Source organism: Luteolibacter ambystomatis, from assembly GCF_018137965.1.
In the GTDB taxonomy this organism is placed as follows: Bacteria; Verrucomicrobiota; Verrucomicrobiia; order Verrucomicrobiales; family Akkermansiaceae; genus Luteolibacter; species Luteolibacter ambystomatis.
In genome coordinates this window covers 4,127,745-4,151,635 of record NZ_CP073100.1, presented here as the reverse complement: position 1 = coordinate 4,151,635, position 23,891 = coordinate 4,127,745, and the positions used below count along the sequence as shown (strand labels likewise).

8 protein-coding genes and 3 pseudogenes are annotated in these 23,891 nt (G+C 57.6%); 7 read left to right on the top strand and 4 right to left on the bottom strand.

Annotated elements, in window-relative coordinates:
• The first annotated feature begins 25 nt into the window (after window positions 1-25).
• A complete protein-coding gene (locus KBB96_RS15925) occupies window positions 26-1,357 on the top strand; it encodes a peptidylprolyl isomerase (protein WP_211630485.1) in 1,332 nt (443 codons plus the stop codon).
• Window positions 1,358-1,437: 80 nt separating this feature from the next.
• Window positions 1,438-1,728 (top strand): annotated as a pseudogene (locus KBB96_RS21210) (transposase); the annotation flags it as partial.
• Between the two features lie 14 nt (window positions 1,729-1,742).
• Here KBB96_RS21210 and KBB96_RS15915 read toward each other — a convergent pair.
• Window positions 1,743-2,422 (bottom strand): annotated as a pseudogene (locus KBB96_RS15915) (transposase family protein).
• A 182-nt stretch (window positions 2,423-2,604) separates the two neighbouring features.
• Between KBB96_RS15915 and KBB96_RS15910 the strand changes: the two are divergent.
• The 3 genes from KBB96_RS15910 to KBB96_RS15900 are packed head-to-tail and all read left to right on the top strand — an operon-like array spanning window position 2,605 to window position 16,863.
• Entirely contained in the window at window positions 2,605-5,541 is a 2,937-nt protein-coding gene (locus tag KBB96_RS15910; RefSeq protein WP_386780323.1) for an RCC1 domain-containing protein, read from the top strand.
• Between the two features lie 14 nt (window positions 5,542-5,555).
• Window positions 5,556-16,415 carry an RHS repeat-associated core domain-containing protein gene (locus KBB96_RS15905; protein ID WP_211630482.1) on the top strand — a complete coding sequence of 3,620 codons (10,860 nt, stop codon included), beginning with the start codon at window positions 5,556-5,558 and terminating at the stop codon, window positions 16,413-16,415.
• Between the two features lie 10 nt (window positions 16,416-16,425).
• Complete coding sequence (locus tag KBB96_RS15900) at window positions 16,426-16,863, top strand: SMI1/KNR4 family protein (protein WP_211630481.1); 438 nt, start codon at window positions 16,426-16,428, stop codon at window positions 16,861-16,863.
• Between the two features lie 37 nt (window positions 16,864-16,900).
• Here the strand turns inward: KBB96_RS15900 and KBB96_RS15895 are convergent, their stop codons facing one another.
• Window positions 16,901-18,196 carry a DUF1501 domain-containing protein gene (locus KBB96_RS15895; RefSeq protein WP_211630480.1) on the bottom strand — a complete coding sequence of 432 codons (1,296 nt, stop codon included), beginning with the start codon at window positions 18,194-18,196 and terminating at the stop codon, window positions 16,901-16,903.
• Window positions 18,197-18,236: 40 nt separating this feature from the next.
• Complete coding sequence (locus tag KBB96_RS15890; protein ID WP_211630479.1) at window positions 18,237-19,871, bottom strand: DUF1800 domain-containing protein; 1,635 nt, start codon at window positions 19,869-19,871, stop codon at window positions 18,237-18,239.
• A gap of 98 nt (window positions 19,872-19,969) precedes the next feature.
• Between KBB96_RS15890 and KBB96_RS15885 the strand changes: the two genes are divergently transcribed.
• Window positions 19,970-22,447 (top strand): U32 family peptidase, encoded by a 2,478-nt coding sequence (locus KBB96_RS15885; RefSeq protein WP_211630478.1) that lies wholly within the window; start codon window positions 19,970-19,972, stop codon window positions 22,445-22,447.
• Window positions 22,448-22,586: 139 nt separating this feature from the next.
• Window positions 22,587-23,054: pseudogene (tnpA, locus tag KBB96_RS15880) on the top strand (IS200/IS605 family transposase).
• Window positions 23,055-23,203: 149 nt separating this feature from the next.
• Here the strand turns inward: tnpA and KBB96_RS15875 are convergent.
• Window positions 23,204-23,851, bottom strand: a complete 648-nt coding sequence (locus tag KBB96_RS15875) for an HAD family hydrolase (RefSeq protein WP_211630477.1) — start codon at window positions 23,849-23,851, stop codon at window positions 23,204-23,206.
• Window positions 23,852-23,891 lie beyond the last annotated feature (40 nt).

Here is a 23,891-nt window from a genome sequence, read left to right as displayed (position 1 = left end):
TGTTGATCCATGCAGCTTCCGCGGCATGCGGAAAACCCTCTTCGCGCTGGTTCTCGCGGTTCTGCCCCTGCCGGCTTTTGCCCAGGTGTACGCGGATTTCCAGACCTCTCTCGGGAACTTCACCTGCCAGCTCAACTACGCGGAGACTCCCAAGACGGTGGCCAATTTCGTCACGCTCGCCGAGGGTACCCGCCCGTGGTTGGACGAGAGCACGGGGCTCGTTTCCACTATCCGCCCGGCAAAGCTTTTCTATGACGGTCTGACGTTCCATCGAGTGGTGGATAACGAAGGCTTCCGCATCATCCAAGCAGGCTCCCGAAAAGGCGATGGCACCGATGGCCCCGGCTACAACTTTCCCGACGAGTTTAAGGAAAGCGTCCCTGCGAGCTACAAGTTCGACCAGCCCTACTTGCTCGCCATGGCGAATTCTGGTCTGAATACAAACGAATCTCAATTTTTCATCACGGGTTGTCCCATCACTCAACTTGAAGGGAAACATACCGTTTTCGGCCATGTCATCTCGGGACAAAATGTAGTGGAAGCCATCCTGAGCGTGCCAACGACAAGCGACGACCAGAATCCAGATAACGACGATCTTCAAAAGCCCCTCACACCCGTGGTGATACAGCATGTGGCCATCCGGAGAGTCGGACGGGATGCCACGCGTTTTGTGGCCACTCGTGTCACCTTGCCAAAGGTGACGGCTCCGCGTTTCCGGTCTGCCACGACGCCGGGGGTGCGTGTTTTCCTCGCTTTCAATCAAGCTGCCAAAACCGTCGCGCGTTCTTATTATAGTGAGGACGCCGGAGCCACTTGGGAGTTAAGTAGTGGCCGCTACATTGGACCGGGCGAAAAAATGCTTACATCCATGCTGCTCGATATTCCGGCGGCATCGGTGGACTACGATTTGATGCACCGGCTATCGCTCATCACTTATCCTGCCGATCTTGTCACACCAGGAGAGTATCTGAATACCCAGTTCTATGCGGAAAATGAATCCGGTAGTTATTTATTCCGATTCAATTCCAATGGAGAATACGAGTATCACATTGAGACAGCCTCATCTGAAATAAAGGAGGGGAAATTTTATGATGATCGGGTTCCTTCCAAGAATCAATTTTATTACGTCGCCGAAGGATATTCGGCGGAAATGTATTTTTATCTTGGCAACGATGGGGCATACCGCTTTCACCTTGCTCCGTCGGTGAAATCCAAGACAGGGATGACGACTGGCAGACAGAGAGGGTTCTTTTACAGCCAGTTGCACCTCTGGGAGACAAAAGGCAAAGATCCATGGGCTCCATACGAGGATAACACGGATTTCTCTTGGTCTGTCCTGCCGAAGGTGAAGAAGTAGGTTGGGATCTTGATGGACTGCGATGCCATCGGTTTGCAGAGATGTGGAGCAAGAGCGGATTTATCATATGCCCGTGCTTATTGGTGTTGGACAACGCCGGTTGGCACAAATCGGCGCGCTTGAACTGGCACCACATCGAGCCGGTCTGCCTGCCGCCCTACAGCCCCGATTTCAATCCCATCGAACGGCTGTGGCAGCATCTCAAGGGACAGTATTTCGCTGGGTTCCTGACAGGAGCTTTGCGTCAAGATCTACAACAGTGTCCGGACCCTGCTTGGACAGCCAGAGGTCATCCGCTCCGTCTGCCGGACACATTCGCCATAACGGCAATCATTTTTGGTAGTCGGTCGAAGAAGCGGTCTGAAAAATAACTTTCCGTCGGAATTTACGTCGATTCCGAGCATGGAAATGACCTGGAATCGTAGATTTTTCGTTCGAAAAGGCGGGCGCTTTTCCTCGATTGAGACATCTGAGCTATTTTTCGGACGGTTTCTAAAGTGTTCAGTCCCGGAGAGAGGTGGAACGAGCTTGAGATAAACGGATCAGGTTCCTTTTGCCAGCAAGGACAGATGAACTGGTAGGGCATCAGGCCAGCCAAGGTTTTGAGCCGTTTGCCGAAATTGTAGGCATCCAGGAAGCAATCAAGATGGCAGCTGAGCTGCTCGTGGCTGTCGTAGGGGTAGGTCTTCACAGTGGCTTCCTTGATCGTCCGGTTCATCCGAGCCGACTGATGCCATGGAGCAGGAAGCAACGGTGAAGCGAGGAACGAGTCAGGTGAGGGATGGTTGTCTGCAAGGCATACAGGCAGTCATCGAGTGGCAGGAGGGTAGGGTGTGCTTGCGAAAGGCCACCACGACCGCTTCCTGTTCGGTAGTGAGAATCGTGGAGGGCGGAGGCGGGCCCATGGGAGCGTCCTCCACCGAAGCCCTTTTGCGCCACTTTCACGACGGTTTTCAGATTGATGCCATAGCGAGCGACGAGTGTTCTCAGGCTCTTTTAACTATTCTGGATCGTGCGACGCACTGCCGCCGTCGTTCTGGCGCTGCCGTGAAGTATGTGTCCCAAAATTGCTCGGAGATTGGCATCTTCCCTTTCCTTGTGCCACTTCTCCGTGGGACTGAACATCTAGAGTATGAAATTTTTTTGAGGTTCACGTAATTTTCACATATTGAAAATTGACTCGAATTGCGGGAGCGGATTGGGATGTGCGTGTGCAAATTCGCTTACTGGGTTTTGGTAGCCTTGGAATGATCGCGGCAACTTCCTCCGCGTGGGCTGTCGCTGTATCAACTCCGACATTGGCTCCGTCTTCCAGCTCTTCTGCTACGAATTTACCGGTGACCGTTACTTGCGCAACTCCGGGCGCGGTCATCCACTACACGTTGAACGGCGCGGAACCGACTGAATTTGATCCGGTGGTGTCGTCGGGCAATTCTGTGCTGCTGAAACGCTCGCTTACCCTCAAGGCCAAAGCGTGGGTGTCATCCGATGTCAGTTCGACCGCATCCATGGCATACGGCATTACTGGGGAGATATCTTCGGGTGCCCAACATGTGCTCTCGCTCAAATCGAATGGAGTCGTCAATGCTTGGGGGCCGCAATTGTACGGTAGATTGGGCAATGGAGTCGCTGTCACCACCAATACGGATGCGACCTCTCCCGTTTCGTCGGCTCGTTCCTCGGGAGCGATCACGAATGGAGTGGCCCTCGCTGCGGGGTACTACCAGAGCGTGGTGCTGGATTCATTCGGAAATCCATGGTGTTTTGGTTACAATTCCTTTGGGGAATTAGGCAACAATGGTAGTTCCCATTCTTCCACTGCGGTACAAGTAGTGAAGAGTTCGGGCAATCTCGGAGGATGCATTGCGGTAGCCGCCGGCCAATACATGAGCGGGGCCTTGAGCTTCGATGGCAAGGTTTATACATGGGGCTCTCATGCGAATGGAAGATTGGGCTTTGGCATGACCACAGGATCACGCGGCTATGCCGATACGGTAAGAACCGCATTGAATACGGATCTTACAGGTATCAGCGCGATTGAGTTTGGAGACACGCAGGGCTTGGCTTTGGCCTCGGATGGCAAGGTTTGGGGATGGGGCGCGAATACCAATGGCCAGCTTGGCACGGGAGTGGGAGGCAACCAAGCATACGCCGCCAAGGTCCAGATTTCATCCAGTGGAGGAGACCTGACAGACGTCACGGATATCTCGTCTGCCGACAATCATTCCGCCGTTGTGCGTTGGAATGGCAGCGAGCAGGGTACCGTCTGGACATTCGGTAACGATGGGAACGGTCGTCTTGGGGATGGCAATACGAGTGGCAACGTCGGTTATCCGACCAAGGTCAAGACGAGTTCCACCCCCACCTATTTGACCAATATCGTCCAGGTGAGCGCTGGATCAGCCCATACCTTGGCTCTGGATGCTTCCGGGCATGTCTGGGCATGGGGCTACAACGGGTTAGGCGCGCTCGGGAATCCCTCCGCTGCCAATAATACCGCCTTCGCCACCCAAGTCCGCAACCCTTCCGACACCGGGGCTTTGCAAAATATCGTTTGGATTTCTGCTGGTGGTATCACAGCCAACAACTTCAGCGTGGCGGTCGCTGCCGATGGCACGGTCTACACTTGGGGCGTGAATAACAACGGCCAGCTCGCCAACGGCAGCAATACCGGTTCCCGATCTCTGCCTGCCGCAGTGGCGAATTTGAAGCTGCTGCCCGGATCACCGGACACCACCTTGTCTGCAACCGTCTCCCAATCGGTTTCTCCCGGAGCCGCCACCTTGACGGCGGCTCCCACGGATCCCGACGGGACGGGAAATATCCAGAAGGTCGAGTTCTATTCCGCGGGAGCTTTGGTGGGCACGAAAACCGCAGCGCCGTGGGTGCTGGGCCTCACCGGACTTTCCGCCGGATCCTATTACAACTATGCGGTGGTCACCGATAGTGACGGCAACCAGGGCTTCTCACTTCCGACGACGTTTTCCATCATCAGTTCCGATGCGGATGGGGACGGCTTGCTGGATGCTTGGGAGACAAGCTGGTTTGGAAACACCACTTCGCAAAGCGGCAGTGGGGATCCGGATGGAGATGGAGTGACCAATGCGCAGGAATACGGCCAAGGAACCAATCCCCTGTCCCCCGCCGACGGAGATGGAGATGGTCTCCCGGACGATTGGGAAATCTATTATTTCGGAAATCTTTCACGGAATGGGACGGAGGACTACGACCACGATGGTCTGAGTGACTCGTGGGAGTTCCATCACAAAACGACCGTCAAATCGTTGCCTGCCCAACTTGACAGCGATGGCGACGGCTTGCCGGATGATTGGGAGAATTACTATTTCACCACGGGAGTCTCCACCAACCCCGGGGACGATTACGACCAGGACGGCGTCTCCAATGCCGACGAATATGCATTAGGACTCAATCCTGCAAGCGATGCCGATGGTGATGGGAATCATATGGCCGATGACTGGGAGATATTTTGGTTCGGAAGCGCCTCTCAAGATCCCGATGCCGATCCGGACGGGGATGGGCTGACCAATGCCCAGGAGTATGCCTTGCGCCTCAATCCCGTGAACGCGGATACGGATGGAGACGGCATGCCGGATGGCTATGAAGTCTATTATCAATTCGCTCCCAAATCCGCAGCCAACGATCCGGTTCTGAAGAACGGCCCGGGCGACGACAAAGACGGAGATGGACTTACCAATCTGCAGGAAGCGCAAAAAGGGCGGATTGCAAACAGCGCGGGAGAGTATCTGCAGGTCACCTCCACTTCTCCGAAGGCTATCAAGTGGTTCGCTGTCCGGGACAAATACTATCGTCTGCAATGGAGCACCAATATGACGACCTGGACCAACGAGCCGAACTACTATGTCGGGGCGAACCAGGAAATTTCGCGGCTTGTTTCTGCAGTAGCAGGATCGGAGCCATCCGTCATCTACGTCCGGGCGTTGGTTTCGGACCGAGTGGACGACAAGGATGGTGATGGCATGACCGACGATTGGGAAATCGCCCATGGGCTGGATCCCTATTCTGATTCCGGAGCGAATGGTCCTTCGGGCGATTCAGACGGAGATGGCGTCCCCAATTCCCACGACACCCGCCCGAACAGCGCGAGCTCGGGCGCCCTTACGATTACGATCACCTCTCCTGCCAACGGCAGCACGGTTCCCTGACCTCATTCCTGAGTATGAAATTCATTGGCCTTTTCAGAGGCGTCGCATGTGTCGCCGCTGCCATCCTCACCATCGGCGCAACATTTGCGCAGACCAACTCCAATGCCACGGGCGCGAGGATTACCCGTGGATTGGTGCCGGCCCAGCGCGTTATCATCCCGGCCGATCAGCAAAAAGGGATCGCTTTGGGAGAAACGGGTAACAATGCGGATCTTTTCGGAGATCCAAATGCCGCGGAATCCACACTTCCGTGGTTCTGCAGGACGCAAAGGACCGATCTGTATGTTTCACCGGGGCCCGGGATCACGATGACTTTGCAAAATCCCGCGGCCGCCTATGGCGATGCGGGAGGTGGTACGCCTCTTTACACGGATCGTGAATACCGGCTTGGCGTATATGGCGGCGGCAGAAGTACGACCAACAAGGGAGTATTTCGCATCCGGGCTTATCAAAAATCGCAGTTTTCGGGAACTGCGGTAGGAGTGCTGCCCTCCGACACGACTGAATTTGAACTTCCAGTTCCCGGGGAACCAGCTTGGAGCGATTTTTTGGCTGCAGGTGGCAAAAAGGAAATCTCTTTCCATGGATTACAACTATTCGTTGAAATTTATAGCGAGATTACCCAGCAAGCTCAACAAGCAGGCAACTTCGCGCCATATGTGATCACCCATCGGGGAAGCGATCCCGACTATTACTATATCATCGACTACAAGGGTTGGATCCTGCCGGGAACGCCGATGGCGTCCACCTCCAATCCGGTGCTTGCCGCCAACGCGGCCTTTCAACCCATGTACGCGATCAACTTCACTTCGCGTTCGCCATGGAAATCAAAGTATATCGATCTCCCTCACTTCACCGGTGAGCCTCTGCCATCTGAGTACCTGGGGCTGTCCCAGCAGGAGTTATCGGGAGTTGGAGGTTACGCGCCTCCTGCAATCCCTTCAAGCTATCAATCAGCCACGGTCCTGGATGACACTCCCGAATTGCGGCAACATCCGAAGCTGGACAAGCTGGTGGATGATCTGAACAACGATCCTGTCGCCATTGCGAATTACGTTCACAATGAGATCGCCCTGATTGATCCCTTGGGATACAACGAGGATGGGCAAACGGACCCCAGAGGAATCTGGGCCGGCGGCATGAATCGAAGCGCGTTCGGCACCTACATGGAGGGTGCGGGGAATCCCTGGGAGCAATGCGCTTTGCTTGTCTACATGTTGCGGAAGGCCAATGTACCAGCGGTATATGTCGAGCCTCATAAGGATGATCTCCTGATGCTGGACACCCAGCTCGAAAAAATACTCGGTCTTCGAGTTCAAGGGGCAGTGGACAATGCCGGTCAGGCCAGGATGCCGGTAGAAGTGCCCGTGCATTATCCCTGGGTGGCTGCGTGGATTCAGTCGGAAAATCGCTGGGTTCACTTGTATCCTTGGATCAAGGACACTTCGGTAGTCGAAGGGGAAAATCTCTACGACTATTTTCCCGATGACTGCAAATCCGGAGTTGAGTGGGTCGCCAAATACCTAAAAGGAAATGATTCGAATATTTTAACAGACCAAGTTAGTTCAAATCTGCCAAATGGGAATGGGGATTTCGTTATTGAAGCAGAGAATTTCAACGAAAACATCCCCTCGACTGCGGCCCCTGCCTCTCAGTGGTTCAATAGAGATACGGACGATGTGGGGGGGTGGATGCAGGCGGTGAATAGGGATAATTTAAAGGATTACAATGGTCCGCCAGAAAACCTTTCTTTGGATACCGCTCCGGTGTTGGAATACGTTCTGGATATACCAGTTGCGACAACCTACTACGTTTGGATCAAAGGAAATGCGTCGAGCGCGGCTGGAGCACCTCCCCGTTTCGACAAATGCCGCATCTTCTTCGATGGCACATTGCTTGGTAGCGCCGATCTTCCCAACAGCGCTGGCTGGAATTGGGCCGGAACCAAGACGACCGGAGGGAAAATTTCATTTTCCGCAAGTAGCACTGGAAGGCATAAAATCCGCATCGGCGTTGAGAGCGTTGGATTCGGTGTGGACAAGATTTTGGTGACAACCAATTCAAGCTTCACCCCGACGGGAGATGGCGGTGAAGGCAGCAAACGTACATCAGTACTTCCCAATGTCCCCTCCTTCCAATTCAAAAGGTTTGCGACGCAACAGTTGGCGTCCAAAGGGGTCAACTACGAGGATGTGGGGATGAAATATCTCGATCGTAAACTCAATCGCACTTCGTTTGATGAGTTTCCGCGACCTTATCGCCTGAATGCGGCTGCACATACCGTCTACGGCCGTTTGATTGATCGGCCGAATACGTTTGATACCGTCAGGGTGGTGGTGAACAGGGTTGCGAACCCCGCCGAAAACATTCCTGCCATTAAGCTTGATAGCGAAGAATGGTTTTCCATGGATCTTCACTGTCGGCCATTTTTCGTTCACACGGGAGGAGGTATCGGCAGTCAATCTCAACCCTCTTATGGTTTCAAATTAGGCCTCTGGTTGTTTCCTTACCGTGGCAAGCTACCTATTTCCAAATTCGTTAATCCTAATCCGGAAATCGGGGATTTTCATAATTCCGGGAACAGAACATGGATGCAGGTTCAATCAGCCTATTTTGGCTACGTGGCTCCATACCACTATCCAAATTCTCACGTCACCAAGGATTTCATCAATGATCCGACTATAAATATAGAAGTGATTCATGTGAGGCAATCCAGATATCTGAGAGGTGATGTGGCGAGTGTCGAGATGCTTTCCCAAGGGGCTGGCTACACATCCGCGCCAACCGTCATTATTGATCCTCCGGCAAATATCGAGAAAATAGCAGGCTATCGCAACGCCGTGGGGATTGCGACGATTTCGAATGGTGCTGTAACGGGGGTGACCATCTCCGACCCAGGCTATGGATATGACTATGATGTTGCGCCGCCGAAAATTACCTTCCAAGGCGGGGGCGGAGCCAACGCCACGGGCGTGGTTCATCTATCGACACCCTCCCAGCCTCGATCGGTTGATTCGAATGGTGTCTGGACGAGTCCTTTGGGAGTAAATCCAAAGCAGGTTATCATCAGCCGCCCGGTGATCGCGGATGGCGATCTCGGGGCGATTTGTTTGACTTTTGGGCGCGTCAGCCAGCGGATGCTGGATTATCTGGCAGAGTGCTACAGGCAGGTTCCAGGTGCTCCCACGCAGCAAAGCGATATGTTCAAATCTGCCGCAAGCGCTTACTTGATGGGAATGGAATATTATAAGAGAGTCGGTGAATTTGCTGTCAATAATTCTCGCCTCCACAAGCATCAGGTGTTTTCATATTACGCTGCAGGCTTGAGTAAGCTGCAGGCAAGCATCGGCAGTTATTTTCTGGACGTCGATTCAAACGGCAAAAGTTTTCATGCTTTCAATTGCGTCTTTCCGGGTAAATATGTTCCTGTTTCGGCTGGCCCGTATCCACCAAACCAGATTCCACCAGGAGGCTACACCGAAGCTCCTGCCTATGTTCGGGCCAGCGTTGACATGTTTTTCAGCGAAGTGGCATCGGCAAGCAGAGGCATGGTGCATACAGATAATGATCTTCCACAAGATCCTCATCGGACCGATATGACGCAGCTGATGATCTCGGAAATATCCGCTCAAGAGCATCAGGTCATCAATGATTATTATAAAGAGGCCGCGTCGGTTTCCACTGTGAAATTACTTCAGCGTGCGCAAGCTCTTCCAGAGCGAGTTTCTCCTAACACAGGCGTTCTTACTTTGACCAAGAACAACTATGCCAGCGAAGGCGAAAAGACTTACACGAAAGGAGCTGTCTCCAAGAAGCTCAAAGACTGGGCGCCGTCGATCTGGAGCGAGGTTCAAACAGCTTTCAACGACCCGCAGGAAGGAGATTACGCCAAAGCTTACATCACGCCGGGTAACGTCAATAGTGCCGGCTTGTCCTATGATGGAGTTGGCGCGATGGTGCTGCAGCCATCTGTCACGGGAGCCTACATTACGTCGGGGCCAAACTATACGAATGGTGGGTTCGGCTCCACGTTTGATACGCCATATTATGGAAGCGACTATATAGGTGGCGGGACCTTGTCATTGGGGTCATCTGGCTACTCGTATAGTTATTTTGATTCGGGTTCATCGTATGTTGCACCCGCCTCATACAGCACTTGGGACTATTCTTCGACCTATTCCAATCTCTCCAGCTCCATCTATTCCCCTACGAATTACCAGACATATGCTTGGACACAGCAGGCGACCGATTACGGATTCAGTTCTTTGGGGATCTCGGACTACTTCCGGGAGACGGAATCCCGTGGTGCGATGGGGTCCAGCAGTTTCTTCGGATCCATCATGGTCACTGGATTCAGTACTTATGAGGCAGTCTACAATGGTATCGGGGGGGCGATCAGTTCGGTCGGAGGAGGCATTGACAGCGTTGGCCGCTTCATCAGCGACAACATGAGTTCCACCGTGGGTGGGTGGGTCTCGGATCCGGTGGATGTCGTCCGAGGGGACTTCTATGTCGACGCAATCGACCTGACCCTGCCGGGCCCGATGCCCCTGCAGTTGCGGCGGAATTATTCCAGCTTGTCGACGTCCGACAGCCAGTTTGGTCATGGGTGGAAGTCCTCGATCATGCCGTTCATCGGAGTGTCCGAGGATTCGGATCTTCTTTACGCTGCGGAGGCCGATGGCTCGGTCATCGCCTACCGGGTCGATGCCGCCGATCCAACGGCTTTCGTTCCAACGATGGCTGATAATCCGTCGCTGAAGAACCTGAACGAAGGTGGGGCAGGCACTTCTTCGAATCCGATGAACAACCGGATCGTCAAGAGCACGGAGGGAAGCAGCACGATTTACACGCTCTCCGGTCCGAACGGAGGAGTCCGCCGGTTCAAGGTGAAGTCCTTCCCGATCGGGAGTGGTGCGAATGCCATTACTCGTGAGAGACCTTATCTGGAGTCTTGGAAGGATGCCCAGGGCAACATGTTGTCCTTCACCTACTATGGCGATGGACCCAGTCCTGATACGGGCGCGGCCGATTACGGCCAATTGGCGAAAATCTCCGCCAGCAACGGCAATGCTCTCGGGTTCAACTACGATACCTACGGTCACATCGCGGAAGCGTGGACCCAGGATGGGCGGCGGGTGGCATATGAATATGACCTTCAGGGCGATCTGGTCAAAGTGACCCTGCCGGACGGTGCCACGCACCAGTATGCCTACGGTCAGGAGACCACGGTTGCTTCCGGGGAAACCGTCCAAACCTCGAATCACCTTCTGATCCGCGAGAGCAAGCCGGAGGGTCGGATGCTGGAGAACGATTACGACGATTCCCGCCGCGTCATCAAGCAACGGGCGATCGTGGATTCCAGTGCCGTGCCGGTACAGAACGCGGAGTTTATCTACGCCAATACCAAGAACGAGACCACCAAGACCTTGAGTGGCACGACCACCGTCAAGGATGCTTACGGGCGGTCCACGGTATTCACCTATGTGGATGGACTGATCACTTCCGAGGATGATCCCGAGACTCCGGCTGAGACCCGGGAGTGGTATGGTGCGAACGAAACCGGGGCTGGCGCTTATCCCCGGAGCCTCAAGAAGATCACGGACCGCCGGGGTGTCGTCAAAGCATTCAAGTACGACTCGAAGGGCAATGTCATCGAGAAGTCGCTGGGGACCGATGCAACCCCTGCCGACATCGATGGGGATGGAGTGGCTTCTTCTGGGGAGAAATCCGTCACGACATGGACCTATAACGACCGCTGTCTGCCGGTGACACAGACCGATCCCTCCGGTATGACCACGAAGTGGTTTTACGATGATTCACTTTATCCTTATCTCGCCAGCAGAGTGGAGAAGTGGGTCGGGGCCACGCTTGTTTCCAAGGTGGTGCGCCAGTTCGGAGCACGTACCGGCACCTCGCGCTATGCCAAGGGCTTGGTCGAGTGGGAAAAGACGGCGGAAGGCTCCGCCGATGAGTCCCGCATCGACTGGGACTACGACGATCGCGGTTTTGCGACCGTCAAGACCTCCAGAACCGGTACGGACGATCCGGACGTGGCGGTTCTCCTGAAACACAACCTGCGTGGTGAGCTGATTGAGGAAAAGCAGACCGGAGCAGGCGATCGACCTGATCAGAAGTGGAGCTACACCTATGATGCGATGGGACGCCGGACCATTGCCCAGCGTCAGGCGGGTTCATTGAAGTCGATCGTTCAGACTTACTACACTCTGAACGGAGAGGTCGAGTGGACCGATGGCATGCGCACGGGCGTGAACGATCGCGTTCTGAACCGCTATGACAAGAATGGGCGTTTGTCCGAGCGCCTGCAGTGGCTCAGTGCCGCGAAAGCGGATGGCAGCGGAGTGGAAACCCCGCAGGGCGATGCGGCGGTAGCGACTACTTTCTACAGCTACGACAAATTCAACAACCTGATCGAGGTCCGCACTCCCCGCCGCAATTCCATTGCCGCCGAGTATGACGGCATCGGGCGGGCCACCCGGGTGGACTATTACAGTGGCTACAAGGGTTCCGGTGGTGTGGTGAAGGCTTCACGCTGGCTCGCCTATGAGCCTGGAGGTCAGGTTTCCCAGGAGACCAGCACGCTCGGAGGAGTTACGAAGTGCTACTACAATGCCCGCGGTCAGCTCCGGAAGCGGGAGAATTCGGATGGGTCGATCCACGAATGGCGCTACTATGCGGACGGTCGGCCGGCGAAGGAGATCCTGCCCAATGGCTCCTACAAGGAGCTGGTCTATGACGACGCGAACCGGACGGTGACGGAGCGACTGAAGTCCTCCGCTGGCACGGTGTTGAAGACCGCCGTGAGCGTTTTCGACCGCCGGGGCAACCTCACCAGCGAGACCAAGGGAGGGTTTACCACGACGACGGCCTACGACGGTTTGAGCCGTCCGAGGACGATCACCGGGCCTCCTGCCACTTCACAGGCCGCCCGTCGAATCGATATCTTCCGCTATCCCGACCCGCTCGGCCGGGAAACGCGGATGACCAATGCTCTGAATGAAGTGACAATCAGTCTGAGTGATGCGCTCGGCCGGGTTGAATCCGTGGAGATCCAGGATTCGGCGGGCCACACGGTAAGCAAGGCCACCACTTCCTACACGCCGGATTTCAACGGAACCACGACGACGGTTGGAACCGGGGCGGATGCGTTGGTCAGCCACACGTGGACCGATACCGCGGGTAACGTGGTCCTCCAATCGATGGCGGACGGCACTTATTCCACCACCACTTACGAGGCAGGTGAAACGCCGATCGTCCAACGCGATCGCGCGGGCAATATCACGACCCGCACGTTCGATTGGCAGGGAAATGTTTTGTCCGAGGTCCGGCCCGGCGCATTGCAGGTCAACATGGTGTATGACGGAGCTGGCAATCTGTTGGAAAGGCAGATGCCGGGAGGGATGACCGAGAAATCCATCTACGATACCGCTGGAAGATTGACGTCTAACAAATTGGCGCAAGGAACCTCCACCACGAGGTTGACCACCTTTGACTACTATCCTGCGAGCCATGCTTGGGCGGGGATGCTGAAATCCAGCACCAATGCCGCGAACGTGATAACGACCAATGCCTATGATGATTGCCTGAGGTTGGCGTCATCGACCAGCACAGGTCCAGATCCGGAGGATGCCCTGACGAAATCGATCACCTATGACGAACTCGGCAATCCCAACTCGATTTCCGAAACAGGGATTGGAGGAACCACCGTGGTGACGCGCTCGTCGGACAGCTCCGGATTGTTGCTCAATGAGACCGTCTCGGTTGGTGGAACCGTTCAATCGGATATCTCGCAGACGCTGGATGCGGCAGGCAGGCGTACCGGACGTACGATTGCCGATTTCACCCAGACCTTCGGCTACCGGGCGGATGGACGGATGATTTCCACGTCAGTCGGGTCCCAGACCTTTGCTTCCGGATTTTCGACCGCCGGCTTGCTCGCTTCACGTTCCGGACCCTATCAGAACGAAGCCATCGGTCGTGACACGCTTGGGAGAACCACTTCGCGTGGCCTTCGCGTGGCTGGCTCCTTGGCTCTTCAGGAGACCACTCCGCAGATCGGCACGACACTGGGATGGTCGGCTTTGGACAAGGTCAACCAACTGCAGATCAACCGCTGGGGCGCAGGAGCGTGGAACGAGCTCCGCAAGTATGAATACGACGCCAGCTATCGTCTCGTCTCCGAGTCGTATCCCCAGCGTCCGGGGGCCTCGGGCAACGAGGTCGATCAATTCTACTACGACTCCAATACTTTCAAATCCACCGGAGGCGCGGGTGTTCTTGTCGGCCGCAAGCGTCAGAGCGATGGCCTGGCTTGGAAGAGCGCGCAATTGCCTGTTTCGGGAGACTTCGCGCGGGAGAAATCCGTGACTTACGAGGGCAAGCCGAGACCGGTGGCCCTTTCCGGTACGGCGTTCGGTGCCCAGACCGTGCGGGTGGATGTGGATGGAGTCCCAGCCGCTGTAACTTTCCCGGGCTGGCAGGACTCCGTGGGCGCATGGTCCGCTTCCGTTGCTCTGGCAAAGGGAAGCCATACCCTCACGGCGGTCGCCACCCACCCCAGCGGTTGGACCGCGCCTGCCGCTACTTCCCAGTTTACCGTCGCTCCTCAGAATGATGTCCAGACGGTGGGCTACGATGAGATCGGGCGGGTGATCTCCCGTTCATGGACGAGCGGCATGGCACAGGCCCTTACCTGGGATCCGGCCGGCCGTTTGGTCAAGGTCGTGCAAACGGGAGTCAATCCATCGGTTTGGACCGCCCTTTATGACGGCTTGAACCGCCGCATCCGCACGACTTTCACGCCCCAGGGTAGCCAAACCTTCACCGTCCGCGAGGTTTACGACCCGAATGTCGAGTTCCTCTCGATCGGGCAAGGTGTCTCCACCGGCTCCGGTGCGGTGGGATGGTCTTGGAAGGCCTACAGTGTCGACCGTTCCGGATCGTTTGGTGGACTCGGTGGTCTGGGCGGCCTTCAGGCCGTGCGGGACAGCGCCGGAATCTGGCGTGGCATCGCGAGCGATTGGTGGGGTAATACCGTCGGCTGGTTCGATACTCCCGGAGGAGCCCTCCAATGGAGCAACGTGCGGTTCGGAGCGTGGGGCGCGATGGCGGGCTGGAATACGGCCGTCCAGGACAGTGCCGTCCCGCTTCATCAGCTTCTCGGCTATCGGGGTTTGACCACGGATCCTCCGGGGTTCCTGCAGATGGGTTTGAGACCCTACGAGCCTGTCTCGGGAACCTGGCTGGCGCCGGATCCGATGGGACATGCCGGATCACTTTCTCTTTACGATTATTGCGGGAACGACCCGATCAACCAGGCCGACCCCGACGGGCGGTTTGGCAAGGCGGTCGAACGGGGCGGAGCGTGGGTGGCCAGTACGGGCAATGCGATTTCCGCCGGTGTGGCGCAGGCATTGACGGGCTATTCCGGTCCCGGCGGACTGACGGGTTCCCAGATTTACACCAACTATATGTTCAGTCCTGCCGGGCAGCTCCATGCCCAGCAGCTGGATCTCGCGTTTGAATGGATCCCCGGTGTCAATGTGGCGAAATGGGCGGTCGAAGGGGTCACCGGCCGGAATTTCTTCACCGGAGCGGACCTGACGGCTGCCCAGCAGATCTCCAGTACCTTCAATGCGAGCACGGCGATCCTCAGCACGTCGATCGGACTGTGGGAATCCACCGCCAGCAGCAGCGTCGGAGCGGGCAGCGTGTTTACCGTGAATCCCGATGGACCGAAGGTCGGGTTCCAGAATTCGGCGTCGAACCCTTACAGCCCGGTCTCGGCGGTGGAGAAAATGCCGGCGGTTCCCGGCTTCTGTTTCGTGGGCGGTACGGAAATCGCCACGGCGGCGGGAGCCCGTACGATCGAATCCCTGCAGGTGGGTGACCGCGTGCTGACGACTGACGATGCCTCCACCACCGAGGTGGATCCGGCCTCGTGGAAAAAGATCACGCTGCGGATGCCGAATCCGGAATGCCCGTCCGACCTGGTCGACCTCTCGTTGCTGCGTTCCGATGAATGGATCGCCCTCACGGGAGCAGCACCTGGCAGACAGGTGTGGATCGCACTGGAGGAAATGGGGCTGCAAGGATTTGCGGAGGTCCGCGAAATCGCGCCCTGCCCGCGGATTTCCGAGGGAACCGGCCGTGTGGTGCTCTCCACGATCACCCATCTCAATACCTTCGTCATGGAGGTCCGGATGCAGGGCCGCGCGGATACCCTGCGCCTTACGGACCGTCACCGTCTCTATTCAGCCACCCGTCAGGATTGGGTGGCGACCTCCGAGCTCAAGCCGGGTGAAGAACTGCGCACCCGAGAGGGAGTCGAGAAGGTTGAGTCCGTCCTGCCCGTGACGGGTATCCATCGTGTCTACAACCTGGAGGTCGAGACGGTTCACAGCTACTTTGCTGGGGATGCCAAGGTACTAAGCCACAACGAGAGTGGGTGCAGTGCCACATCAAATCAGGTGGGACATCTCAGGAATGCCACTGGTGGAGTAGACTTTTCTAATTCTCCTCATCTATACCCTGTGGGTGAAGGGCAGAGTAATATTGTTCAAATTGAATATACTGGAACTAGGAGCAGAGATTACAAAGCCGCGAACATAGCTGCAGGTTTAGGTGAAACAAGTAAGGCACCTCAAGGTTACACATGGCATCACCTCGATGATTACGATCCCGTTACTAACACCGGATCAATGCAGCTTGTTGAGCGACCCGCACATGAAGCTACTTATCCTCACAGGGGTGGTGTTTCGCAATATGAATCAGCGTTTGGAGTTCCTTACGACTTGAGTGACCCTGCTCGTGCAAGTATAAGGGCTGCGGGTCTAGCGATTCCTGGGAAATAACTCCAAATGTATGAAATTTATCAATGTTGACAAAATTCTAACAGAAGAAGAAGTGGCGGATGCGGAGAAAGAATTGGGATTTGCTTTCCCAAAGGCACTGCGGCTACTTTTTTTGCAACATAATGGAGGAGATCCAGATCCATATGTATTTAAAAGCGATACGTTAGATACCTTGGTGAATGAGACTCTCCCATTGGTATCAAGCAAAGGGAGGGTAGCTGCTCTCGATACCTATCGGAATTTGATTTTGCGAAAGATGATTGCGCCTAAGAAGTTTTTTCCCTTTGCTGTAGATCCGGGGGGGGATTATTTCTTTGTAGATTGCGAAAAAATGGAGGCTCCGGTTTATTACTACCGATCAGACAGTATATTTTCTTCTGGACAACCTTTAGAGCAGATAAGTGAATCGCTAGAGCAATTTTGGAAAGAACTTCAACCTGAAGAGTGATGGCAATTTATGATTGCTCTAAATTAAGCAATCATAGTTATCCCATGAAGCTCAGCTTCTCGTAGGCTCCCTTCAGGATCGGCTTTGACGGGGTCTTCAGCCAGTTTTCCAGAATGGTGGCGTAGATGCCGCGGAAGTCGGTGGTGAACTTGAGGTCGCCTTGGGAAAGGTCGGTGAGGCTCGGATACTTGCCGTAGAGGCCGCCCTTCACGCCTTGGCCGAGGGTGAAGAGGCAGGAGCCTTGGCCGTGGTCGGTGCCGCCGCTGGCGTTCTCGCCCACGCGGCGACCGAACTCGGAGAAGGTCATCACCACCACGCGGTCGGCGGCGCCCTGCTGCTTGAGGTCGGCCATGAAGGATTTCAGCGCGCTGTCGAGCTGGCCGAGCAGGCGGTCCTGCGTGCCCATCTGATTGTTGTGGGTGTCGAAGCCGCCGTGGGAGACGTAGAAAACGCGTGTCGGCAGACCACCGGCGATCATGCGGCCCACGAGGTTGAGGCTGCGTGCCAGCGGGGTGCCGTCGTACTGGACGTTGGTTTTGTGCTTCGATGCGATCTCCAGGATCTTGGCGGAACTGACCTGGGCATCGAGCGCCACGCGTTCGAGGAAGGAGAGATTGCTTTCGCCCTGGATCGCGCCGGTCTTGCCACCGGCGGCCATGGCGATCGAGCCGCCCTCCACCGGAGCGTCCGGACGGTTGAGATCGGAGAAGAATTCCTCGGCGGTCTTCGAGTCGTCGTTACCGTTGATCCAGCGGTAGAGTTCCGGCGTGGAAAGGCAGATGCCTGGATTGCGGGCCGCGCCGAAGGCTTCCGGCTGGGTCTTGCTGAAGCTGATGCCCACCGTGGGATCGCTGCCGGAGCAGGCGTTGTCGAAGTAGCGGCCGAGCCAGCCGGTGTTCGAGCGGTTCGCCGGATCGGCGGTTTCCCAGATCGAGGTGGAGACGAAGTGCGAGCGGTTCGGATTCGGATAGCCGACGCCTTGGACGATCGCGAGATCGCCTTCCTTGAACTGGGAGCCGAGCCACGGCATCGAGTTGTTCAGGCCGCAGTAGTCGGAGAGGCGGATGAGATCCTTCTCCTTCTTCGCGAGGCGCGGGCGGGCCTTGTGGTAGGCATCGTCGGCGAACGGTGCCAGGGTGTTGAGGCCGTCATTGCCGCCTGCCAGTTGGATGACCACGAGGATCGGACCATCCTTGCCGGTGACCGGCTGGACGGCGAGATCCTTGGTATCGTTGTGGAGCTGGGCGAACGTGTTCTCCACGAACATCGGCACCGTCCAGGTGGCGGATGCGCCGAGCAGGGTGGCACGGAGGAAATCGCGGCGGGTCTTCATGGCGGTCGAGAGATGAAAGTTGGGAGTTGAGAGAAAGGGATCAGGTGAGTTGGTACTCGGGCGTGCTGAGCATCAGATGGACGAGTTCGGCCACCTCGTGGTTGGTGAAGACGACGCCTTCCTTCTCTTCGGCGAAGGCGATGAAGCGCTTGCGGTTCTTGTCGGCGAGCGGGGCTTGGAAGAAGCGCAAGGCCAGCGAATCCACGAGATCCTCATGGCGCTTGCGGAGTTCGCGCGGGGCGATGCGGTCGTAATCCGGGCCGCGCCAGTTGCGGGCGGCGACCTCGGTCACCATCGCGACTTTCTCCGGCGTGGCTTTCTTGCCGAGCGCGGCTTGAACGCCGCCGCCCTTGCGCTTGCCTGCGTTCGGTTTGTCGTCGTCGTCCATCATCTCCGAATCGTCGGACTTGCGGGCCATGGCCATGGACTCGTCCACTGGCAAAGCTTGGCCCGGGGCTTTTTCCGCGCCCTTGGTGATGAACCCGGCGACGTTGTAGCGGGTGAGCAGGGTGTTGGTATTGATCCATGCCTTGCCCCAGTCCCAGCCGGCGACGTTCGGCGGATTGAAGAGCACCTGGCCGAGCTGCTGCTGGGCGATCATGGTGTAGCCTTGCGGTGCCTGGTTGAGATCGAGCTGTTTCAGCATCTGCACCAGAAACTGGATCGGGCACTTGATCTGGTTGCGCATTACCTCCTCCGCATAGAACTGCTTCGAAAGGAAGATCTCGCGGAGCAGCGGGGCGACCTCGTAGTTGGCGGAGCGGAAGGTGGCGGCCATCGACTCGACGGCAGCGGGCGGCGGATTGTCCGCGGCGAAGTATTCCCAGAGCTTCGCGGCCATGAACTTCGCGGCCTGCGGTTGCTCGAAGATCAAGTTCACCACGTCATCGCCGTCGAACTTGCCGGTCTTGCCGAAGACGGTCTTCTCGCCATCGTCCCATTGGCGGCGGTTATGGAATACCGTGCCGTTCTGGCGGTTGAGCTGGTAGCCGGTGAAGGCGCGGGCGGCCTCATGGATGTCCTGCTCGGTGTAGTGGCCCTCGCCGAGGGTGAAGAGTTCCATCACCTCGCGGGCGAAGTTCTCATTCGGCTTGCCGCTTTTCGAATTCTGGGTGTCGAGGTAGAGCATCATCGCCGGGTTTTTGGCGATCTCGTGGGTGAGCTGGCGGAAATTTCCGGTGGCGTTGCGGCGGAACAGGTCGTTCTGCATCATCATCAGCACCGGCTGCTTCACCTTCTGGATCGAGGTGGCGAAGTGATCGTGCCAGAAGAGCGTCATCTTCTCCCGCAGCGGCGCCCGGGTGTGAAGCATGGAGCGGAACCACCAGCCCTGGCCCTCGATGCCATGCTGGCGGTTTTCCCTCTGCTCGGTCTGGTTGACGTTCTTTTTCGCCTTTTCCGCCTCCTCCGGGGTCATGTTCTTCGTCTCCTCGCGGAGCTTGCGGAACTGGGCGATGCGTTCCTGCATGTCCTCCGCCATTTTCGCGGGAGTACACCATTCCGGCATCGCGAACTCGTCCGGCCCCACGGCGGGTTTCAGCAGGGAATCGACCGCCTTGGTCCGGCCCAGCGCGTGGAGAGTCTTGATATCCGAAGGGCTGCCGCCGAATCCGGCCCGGTTCAGCAGGTGCGCGGCTTCATAGATCGTCCAGGGGTCAGGGGCTTGCGGAAGCATGGTCGGAAGGGGTTGCAATGGGGATAACCCTCGCACCGGGAGAAAGTTTCGCCTGCCTTTTGCTTGAATCCAGCGCATCGTTTCCCCACCTCCCGCGCATGCAGCCGTCCGACGCCACCCCCGAGCTCCTCAGTCCCGCCGGAAACTGGGACTGTGCCCGTGCCGCCGTGGCCGCCGGGGCGGACGCGATTTTCTTCGGCCTGCCGAAGTTCAACGCCCGTCTGCGCGCGGACAATTTCACCGAGGACGACCTGCCGGAGTTGATGAAGTTCCTGCACAAGCACGGGGTGAAAGGCTTCGTGACGATGAACACGCTGGTCTTCACCGATGAGCTGGAGGCGGCGGAACGGCAGCTCCGCCTGATCGCAGCCGCCGGGGTGGACGCCCTCATCATCCAGGATCTGGGGCTGGCGAAGATGGCCCGCGAGATCGCGCCGGGCGTGGAACTGCACGCGTCCACCCAGATGACGATCACGTCACCGGAAGGGCTGGCGTTCATCGAGACGCTGTTTCCGATGGAGCGGGCGGTGCTGGCACGTGAGCTTTCGTTGAAAGAGATCGAGCGTTTCCAAGCGGCTGCCGAGGGCTACGTCCATGCGCCGCTGGAGGTTTTCGTACATGGCGCGCTGTGCGTCGCCTATTCCGGCCAGTGCCTGACCAGCGAATCGCTGGGCCAGCGTTCGGCGAACCGCGGCGAGTGCGCGCAGGCTTGCCGCATGCCGTACGAGCTGATGGTTGATGGCGAGGTCCGCGAATTGGGAGAGGTCCGTTACCTGCTCTCGCCGCAGGACCTGGCGGCGGTGGACATCATCCCCGGGCTGGTGAAGGCGGGCGTGAAGTCGTTCAAGATCGAGGGCCGCCTGAAGTCGCCCGAGTATGTCGCGGCAGTGACGCGCGTATATCGGAAGGCGATCGACGATGCGATCGCGGGTGCCGCCTCCAGTGTGACGGCGGAAGATCGCTACGAGCTGGAGATGACTTTTTCCCGCGGCCTCACCACCGGCTGGCTGGCGGGCACGGATCATCCGTATCTCGTCCATGGCCGCTTCGGGAAGAAGCGTGGACCCTTGCTCGGTGAGATCGCGCGTTGCGGTCCGGGCTGGGTCGAGCTGAAGGATGAGCCTGCAATCCCGCTCACGCCCGGCGATGGCGTGGTGTTCGACGCCGGGGAGGATCGCAACGAGGAGCAGGGCGCGCGCATCTGGAAGATCGAGAACGGCTGCCTGCTGTTCCACCGCAGCCACAGTGGCCTCGACTTTGATCGCATCCGTCCCGGTCAGACGCTCTACAAAACTTCCGATCCCAAGCTGGAGTCCGAGATCCGTCGCTTCTGGCAGAATGCGAAGCTCCAGGAGAAGAAGACACCGCTGCATCTGGTGGTGAGTGGGCAGCCGGGTGAGCCGCTGGTGGTGGCGATTGCGTCTGGCGGAGCAACGGCGGGTTCGTCGTCGCCGCTCCAAGCTGCTTCGAAGCATGCGCTTTCCGCTGAGACATTGATCGCCCAGCTCGGTCGGCTCGGAGATACCTCCTATGAGCTGGCTTCGCTCGACAACCAGCTCGAGGGTGATTGCCACCTCGCGGTTTCGGAGCTCAACCGCGTGCGTCGTGCCTTGGTCGAGGCGCTGGATTCGCAGGCTTCATCCGGTCCGGCGGTGGTGAAGGGCACGGGTATTTCCTATCGCGAGTTGATGCCGGAGCGGGCGTCCGCGGACTCCAGCGAAACGGTCCTCAGTGTACTCTGCCGCAGTCTCGCGCAGGTGGATGCGGCACTCGACAGCCGGGTGTCGCTCGTTCACTGCGATTTCGAAGACCCGCGCCGTTACAAGGATGCGGTGGCGATGGTGCGATCGCGTGCTTCCGATACCGGCACCCGCATTTCGCTGGCGACACCGCGTATTCTCAAGCCGGGGGAGAGCGGCTACCTGAAGCTCATCGAGCGCGCGGAGCCGGATGCGGTGCTGTTGCGGAATCTCTCCTCGCTTGAGTACTACAAAGATCGTACTGAGTTCGAGAAGCTCGGGGATTTCTCATTGAACGTGGCGAATCCGATCACGGCGAAGCTGCTCAAGGATGCCGCGCGTTTGGATCGCTTGACGGTGTCGTATGACCTGAACATCTCCCAGGTGCTCGATCTGTTGCGCGGCGCTCCGGCGGAGTGGTTCGAGCTGACGCTTCACCAGCATATGCCGCTCTTCCACATGGAGCACTGCGTGTTCTGCACCTTCCTGAGCAAGGGCACGAGCTACAAGGACTGCGGAAGGCCGTGCGAGGAGCACGTGGTGCATCTGCGGGATCGTGTCGGGCAGTTGCACCGGCTGGTGGCGGATGTCGGTTGCCGCAACACGCTCTTCAACGGACGGGCGCAGACCGGCGCGCGATTTTTCGATGAGCTGCGGGCGACGGGCCTATCGCGTTACCGCATCGAGTTGCTTGATGAGGACAAGGACTCGGCGAAGCGGACCATCCGCGCGTATCAGGCGCTCCTTCGCGGCGAGAGCGATTCCGTGACGCTGCTGCGTCATGTGAAAGCATTGGAGAAGCTCGGTGTGACGGAAGGGACGTTGCAGCAGGCGTGATGGTTTTTCTTTTGAATCAGGTGCCCGTTTTCTTTCTTCGTCCCAACGGGACGGCCCATACCAGCCAGGGGTGAAACCCCTGGTCATGCACGTTCATAGGATCGCGCCCTGAAAGGGCGCCCCATGCGTATTGCGGACCGTGTTAGAATGGATCGTGCCCCAGTCCCTTTCGCGCCTGCTGATCCATGTCGTGTTCTCGACCAAGAACCGCGAACGGTGGTTGGACGATTCATTGCGACCCGGCCTTTTTGCCTACATGGCCAGTGTTGGCAGAAGTCTGGGTTGCGAGGTCTATCGTGTTGGCGGCGTGATTGATCACGTTCATTTGGCGATCGATCTCGGATGAACGACTACGGCCGCGGATTTCGTCAAACGGGTGAAGTTGTCGAGTTCGGGATGGCTCAGAGATCAATCACGCGAACACCAGTCGTTCGAATGGCAGGCGGGCTATGGAGCTTTTTCTGTCGGGCAGTCGCAGCTTCCCAAGCTGATCGATTACATTGATCGCCAGGAAGAGCATCATCGGGAGATGGATTTCCGTGATGAGTTCCGAGGGTTGCTGGCGAAATATGGCTTGGAAGGGGACGAACGGTATCTTTGGGACTAAACAAAGCGTAGCCCACATGGGGCGCCCTTACAGGGCGCGATCATTTTGGCGGGCCTGACCAGGGGTTTCACCCCTGGCTGGTATGGGTCGTCCCGTTGGGACGATGAAGATAGCTCGAGCTGGGGGTGGGAAATTCAGAGCTGCATCCGTCAACACATCATGGCCCCACCCACCGCCTCCAAGCTCGGGAGCACCGCATCCGCGAGGGAGAAATCCAGGCACGCCGTCACCCGGTTTGGCACGGCCCAGACGGGGCACCCGGCGGCGCGCGCGGCTTTCACGCCGTTGAGGGAATCCTCGATCACCAGGCATTCCTCCGGTGCGAAGCCCAGACGTCGCGCGCCTTCCAGAAATAGATCCGGCGCGGGTTTGATCCGCGGGGCATCGCCACGGCAGACCACCGTGTCGAACAGGTGCATCATCCCGAGGCGATCCAACCAACCATCCACCCAGTGGTGGGACGAGCTGGAAACGACCGCACGCGGAATGCCGCGGGCGATCAGCGATTCCAGCAGCGCCACTGCGCCGGGCATTGGGCCTTCGCCCGCCAGATCGCGGACGATTTCCTCCTGCCGTTTCAGATCCAGCTCATGCCAATCGAACGAGCGGCCGGTGAGTTCCTCCAGATGGGTCTTCGGCGACCAGGTGTCGAAGTCCGAACCGATGCAGCGGGTGTAGATCTCCAGCGGCAGCGGGTGGTCGTGCGCGAGGAAAGTGCGGTGCCACGCGTCGTAGATTGCCCACTCGGTGTCCACCAGCACACCGTCGAAATCGAAAAGGACCGCCTTGAATGACATCGCCCGGACATGGGCCAATCGGCCCCGCCGGGCAAGTCCA

Bases quoted from the DNA above. Each gene is read 5' to 3' on its own strand.
- KBB96_RS15925 (WP_211630485.1), top strand. From the start codon at position 26: ATGCGGAAAACCCTCTTCGCGCTGGTTCTCGCGGTTCTGCCCCTGCCG.
- KBB96_RS15910 (WP_386780323.1), top strand. From the start codon at position 2,605: ATGATCGCGGCAACTTCCTCCGCGTGGGCTGTCGCTGTATCAACTCCG.
- KBB96_RS15905 (WP_211630482.1), top strand. From the start codon at position 5,556: ATGAAATTCATTGGCCTTTTCAGAGGCGTCGCATGTGTCGCCGCTGCC.
- KBB96_RS15900 (WP_211630481.1), top strand. From the start codon at position 16,426: ATGAAATTTATCAATGTTGACAAAATTCTAACAGAAGAAGAAGTGGCG.
- KBB96_RS15895 (WP_211630480.1), bottom strand. From the start codon at position 18,196: ATGAAGACCCGCCGCGATTTCCTCCGTGCCACCCTGCTCGGCGCATCC.
- KBB96_RS15890 (WP_211630479.1), bottom strand. From the start codon at position 19,871: ATGCTTCCGCAAGCCCCTGACCCCTGGACGATCTATGAAGCCGCGCAC.
- KBB96_RS15885 (WP_211630478.1), top strand. From the start codon at position 19,970: ATGCAGCCGTCCGACGCCACCCCCGAGCTCCTCAGTCCCGCCGGAAAC.
- KBB96_RS15875 (WP_211630477.1), bottom strand. From the start codon at position 23,851: ATGTCATTCAAGGCGGTCCTTTTCGATTTCGACGGTGTGCTGGTGGAC.